This window comes from Candidatus Dadabacteria bacterium (assembly GCA_026706695.1).
In the GTDB taxonomy this organism is placed as follows: domain Bacteria; phylum Desulfobacterota_D; class UBA1144; order Nemesobacterales; family Nemesobacteraceae; genus Nemesobacter.
In genome coordinates this window covers 1-4,815 of the sequence record JAPOYE010000100.1, presented here as the reverse complement: position 1 = coordinate 4,815, position 4,815 = coordinate 1, and the positions used below count along the sequence as shown (strand labels likewise).

General features: G+C 50.4%; 6 protein-coding genes. 3 read left to right on the top strand and 3 right to left on the bottom strand.

The features are described 5' to 3' along the window. From OXG10_07755 to OXG10_07745, 3 genes are all read left to right on the top strand, one after another. Positions 1–279: hypothetical protein (locus OXG10_07755; GenBank protein MCY3827249.1), on the top strand; the 279-nt coding region annotated here is incomplete at its 5' end. Between the two features lie 334 nt (positions 280–613). After that, positions 614–1,225, top strand: a complete 612-nt coding sequence (locus tag OXG10_07750; protein MCY3827248.1) for a superoxide dismutase — start codon at positions 614–616, stop codon at positions 1,223–1,225. Between the two features lie 165 nt (positions 1,226–1,390). After that, positions 1,391–2,536, top strand: coding sequence for a sigma-70 family RNA polymerase sigma factor (locus OXG10_07745; protein ID MCY3827247.1), 1,146 nt, complete (start codon positions 1,391–1,393; stop codon positions 2,534–2,536). 21 nt (positions 2,537–2,557) lie between these two features. Here OXG10_07745 and OXG10_07740 read toward each other — a convergent pair whose 3' ends face one another. The 3 genes from OXG10_07740 to rplM are packed head-to-tail and all read right to left on the bottom strand — an operon-like array spanning position 2,558 to position 4,739. After that, on the bottom strand, positions 2,558–3,901 hold the full coding sequence (locus tag OXG10_07740) for an inositol-3-phosphate synthase (GenBank protein MCY3827246.1): 1,344 nt from the start codon (positions 3,899–3,901) through the stop codon (positions 2,558–2,560). 7 nt (positions 3,902–3,908) lie between these two features. Further along, positions 3,909–4,304 (bottom strand): 30S ribosomal protein S9, encoded by a 396-nt coding sequence (rpsI, locus tag OXG10_07735; protein ID MCY3827245.1) that lies wholly within the window; start codon positions 4,302–4,304, stop codon positions 3,909–3,911. A gap of 6 nt (positions 4,305–4,310) precedes the next feature. After that, positions 4,311–4,739 carry a 50S ribosomal protein L13 gene (gene rplM / locus OXG10_07730; protein MCY3827244.1) on the bottom strand — a complete coding sequence of 143 codons (429 nt, stop codon included), beginning with the start codon at positions 4,737–4,739 and terminating at the stop codon, positions 4,311–4,313. Positions 4,740–4,815: the final 76 nt, after the last annotated feature.

Sequence of the window (4,815 nt, the reverse complement as noted above, 5' to 3'; positions counted from 1 at the left end):
TATAAATGGGATGATCCGCTGGTAGAAGGAGACGAAGTTAATGAACCTGGGATGTCTCCCGGCACTTCGCCCAAGGTCAGCTATGTTGAGGGAGCGCGAATTGATCCGAGATTTGGTGTTTGGATTTTTGGTTCCGGCATTTACCCTCCGGCCGAAGATGATGACGGATGCGCCATTGCGGGGGCGGACAGCAAGCCTTGGAGCGCTGTTTTCAACCTGTTTTTGGTAGTGTTCTCAATCTGTATTGCGTTTTGGTGGAGAGACCGGTCAAAGAAGTAAAGCGAATTTTCCGGCTAGAGTCTATCTGATTCCGTAAGAAAGACGGTTAATTCCGGCGGTCCATTTTATCTGCTCCATCTTTTCGACCGCTTCTTGGCTTACGGTCGAAGACATGTTGCCACCATTTTTACGTACATAGAGACAAGTGCAGGATTGCTGAGAGAGTCTGAGTCAGGCTGAATGGAACCGTATCTATATTCATTGCAAAACGGCGGTCAATTCAATTTACTTCCAGTACCCTGACATTCTGGTATAATCTACTTGCAACTGTCCGCAGTTGTATATATAATCCCAAACTTGGCTTTTTATTTCGAGAGATTAAAAGGAGAGGAAAATGGCGCACGAATTACCTGATCTTCCTTATGATCATGACGCTTTGGAGCCGCATATAGACGCGGAAACGATGAGAATACATCATTCAAAGCATCATCAAGGGTACGTAAACAACTTAAACGCAGCGCTGGAGAAACATCCGGAGTTGGCGGACAAATCGCTTGAGGAACTGCTCGGCGATCTTGACTCCGTTCCCGAAGACATAAGAACCGCGGTAAGAAACAACGGCGGAGGGCATGCGAATCACAGCCTTTTCTGGCCGTGCATGGCTCCCGGTTCCGGAGGAACGCCTTCGGGTGAGCTTGCCGATGCCATAGATTCCGCGTTCGGAAGCTTCGACGCTTTCGCCGAGACATTCTCCAAGGCAGCCGCCACCAGATTCGGAAGCGGCTGGGCGTGGCTTTGCGTGGACGAGGGCGGAGGGCTCGTGGTAACATCCACCCCAAACCAGGATAACCCGGTTTCCGAGGGACTGAAACCCATTCTGGGTCTCGACGTCTGGGAGCATGCATATTATCTGAACTACCAGAACAGAAGGCCCGACTACGTGAAGGCGTGGTGGAATGTGGTGAACTGGGAACAGGTTTCGGAAAACTTCGCCGGGGCGAAGTAATTCCCGCGAAACCGTACTTGGAAAAAAAACGCTTACATTTTAGCACGAAAAATCTTATAATCCCCTAATAGGGACGGAAGGTGCTAATTTTCATTGCCCGCTTGGGCTTTGAGAACCTTTTTTGTTGCCTCCGTTTTTCAATCAGGGAATTGGTGAAAAAGTAAGATGGACATTAAATATAAAGATTTTCAGGGTAATGCGGAACACGACGCCGGGTTTGAATCCTATGATGTTGACGACGACATCGAGGAAAACGAAACCGAAGAGAGTTTTGACAGCCCGGACGAAGAGGAACTGAAACCCAGGGGGAAGGACAAAGAGAAGGACAAGTGGATCCCCGATGAACAGCTCCGGCTTCTTTACGTCTACTTTAAGGACATGGCAGTTGAGCCTCTTTTCGCCGCGAAGCAGGAAGTCGAGATATCCGCGAGAATCAAGATGTGCGAAATCAGGATGGCCAAGGTTCCTAAGAGCATTGAAAAATACGAGAAAATCCGCACAAGAAAAAACTCGGCCAGGGCGCGTGCGATAGCACACAGAATAGCAGTCCTGCGCGCTATGGAGAAAATTTATGTCGACTGGGCGCTCAAACTCAAGCAGAAGTTCGTAAAAGCCAACCTGAGACTCGTAATAACGATTTCGAGAAGATACATGAGCAGGGGGCTGCCGCTTCCGGATCTCATCCAGGAAGGAAACCTCGGTCTAATGCGCGCGGTTGAAAGATTTGATTACACAAAGGGCTACAAGTTCTCCACCTACGCCTCATGGTGGATACATCAGGCCATACTCAGGGCCCTTCAGGGACAGACCAGGACCATAAAGGTCCCTGTTTACCTGCTGGAGCAGGCAAACAGGGTTTACAAGACGAGTGCGAAGCTTAGCAAGGAAATGGGAAGAAAGCCGACGCCCAAGGAAATAGCCGAGGCCTCGGGAATCTCAGCAGAGGTTATAAACAGGATTCTCAATTCCACAAACGACGCTATAAGCCTCGACACGCCGGTTCTCGACGGGGAGAAGACCACGCTTCTTGATTCGGTCGCGGATAAGGAAGCTAAAATCCCCGACACGATAATAGCGAAGATGTCTCTCGCAGAAAAGCTGAAGGAAGCTCTTACCCTTCTGAATCAAAGAGAAGAGGAGATCATCAGGCTTCGCTTCGGCATAGGACGCCAGAGCACCTACACTCTTGATGAGATCGGCAAGAGGTTCAATCTGACCAGGGAAAGGATAAGGCAGATAGAAAAGGCCGCCCTCGGGAAACTTGCAAGTTCCGGCGTGAGAAAAGACCTGGAAAGCTTCCTCAAGCAGTAGAGCAGAACCGCGGCCCGTTTATTAGCCGAAACCGTAGTAATCAATCCCCAGATGGCTTATCAGTTCCTCGCCCCGCAGGTAGCGAAGCGTGTTCTGCAGCTTGGTGAACTGAACGAAAAGATCGTGCTCGGGGTAGAGCCTCTTATCGACCATGGGGCTTTTGAAATAAAAGGAAAGCCACTCCTGGACCCCGTAGATACCGGCGCGATGCGCAAGATCTAGGAACAGCACGAGATCAAGAACTACCGGTGCGGCAAGTATGCTGTCGCGGCAGAGAAAATTGACCTTTATCTGCATGGGATAATCAAGCCATCCGAAAACGTCTATATTGTCCCACGCCTCTTTTTCGTCTCCGCGCGGCGGGTAGTAGTTTATTCTTACCTTGTGGTAGTAATCCGAGTAAAGCTCAGGATTTATATCGGGCTGAAATATGTACTCAAGTGCACCCAGCTTGCTTTCTTCCTTGGTTTTGAAAGAACCGGGATCATCAAGCACCTCTCCGTCCCGGTTACCCAGTATATTGGTTGAAAACCACCCGTTGAGCCCGAGCATCCTGCTTTTAAGACCCGGAGCCAGGATAGTCTTCATGAGTGTCTGGCCGGTTTTGAAGTCTTTGCCGGCTATTGGAACCTCGTTTTCAATCGCGAGCTGCTGAAGCGCGGGGATGTCCACAGACAGATTCGGGGCCCCGTTTCCGTAGGAGGCACCGCATTTTATGGCCGCGTAGGCGTAGATCATGCTCGGGGGAATATCGTCGTGATTTTCCCTTAGCCCTTTCTCGAAACTCTCTATGGTTTCATGAACTTCCGACGGCTCAAGATATACCTCGGTACTCCCGCACCAGAGCATTACCAGCCTTTCGATATCGTTTTCCCTCTGGAATCTCTTTATGTCCCTGATCAGGGCCTCGGCAAGATGCATCTTCGTCTTGCCCTTCTTTACATAGGAACCCTTGAGATTACGGACATACCTGTTATCGAAAACAGCCCGCATAGGAGACTCTTTTTCAAGATCCCGTCTTATCTTCCCGAGAAGTTCGGGACCGAGCACTCCGGCCCGAAGCGCCGAGGCGTGGCAGTCTTCATCGTGTATGTCCCATCCGGCAAACACCATGTCCTGGATTTCGGCCAGCGGAACCAAATCTTTTATGAGAGGAAAGTTCTTCTCGGTTCTTTTGCCGAGCCTGATTTTCCCCATCTGCGTCAGGGAGCCGATGGGCCTTCCCACTCCCTTTACCACCGCCTTTACGCCCGCTATGAAAGTTGTGCTTACCGCCCCGCTCATCCCGGGGATCAGTACCCCGAGCTTTCCCTTGGCCGGGCGGATGTCGAATTTTCTCTGGAACTTCTGGTTTGGATCGGTCAAGTATGAATTACCTTTTGGAGAACTGCTGTCCCCTTCTCGCCTTGCGCTTCCCATACTTTTTGCTCTCAACCATCCTGGGATCGCGTTTCAGCAGTCCGGAAACCTTGAGTTTCTTGCGAAGCGACTCGTTGGCCTTGAGAAGGGCTCGGGCAAGTCCGTGGCTCATGGCTCCCGCCTGGCCGGTAAGTCCTCCTCCCTTCACCCTGACCATCACGTCATATTCCATGGAAGTATCGGTGACGCTAAGTGGTTCGCGGGCCTTTATCTGCCATACTTCTCTGGGAAAGTACTCTTCCACGGATTTTTTGTTCACGGTAATGGAACCGCTGCCTCTCCTGAGCCAAACTCTTGCGATTGACGTTTTTCTTCTCCCCGTGCCATTGTAAATAACGGTTTCAGGCATAATGAATCAGACCTCCAGAACCTCGGGATTTTGGGCCATGTGCGGATGCTTGTCTCCGACATAGATTTTCATCCGCTGTATGAGTTTCTTCTGCCACCTGTTTTTGGGAAGCATTCCCCAGACGGCCTTGCGGATTATCTCTCCCGGCTTTTTCTCAGCCAGTTCTTGCGCAGTAACGGATTTAAGTCCCCCGGGATAGTGGGAATGGCTGTAGTAGGTTTTCTGGTCCCACTTCCTGCCAGAGAACGTGGCTTTGTCGGCGTTGACTATAACGACGAAATCTCCGATATCCGAATGAGGAGCAAACTGCGGTTTGCCCTTGCCCCTAAGAATCGAGACTACCTTGGTTGCAAGCCTTCCGACGGGTTTTCCCCGAGCGTCGATCAGGTACCACTTCTTTTCAAAATCGTCGTTTCTGGCCATGAATGACTTCATAGTATTCTCTCTTCGGATAAATTAAGGGTATCGATTCTACCGAATGTAACCTCAAAGTCAAAGAAATTTAAGCGGG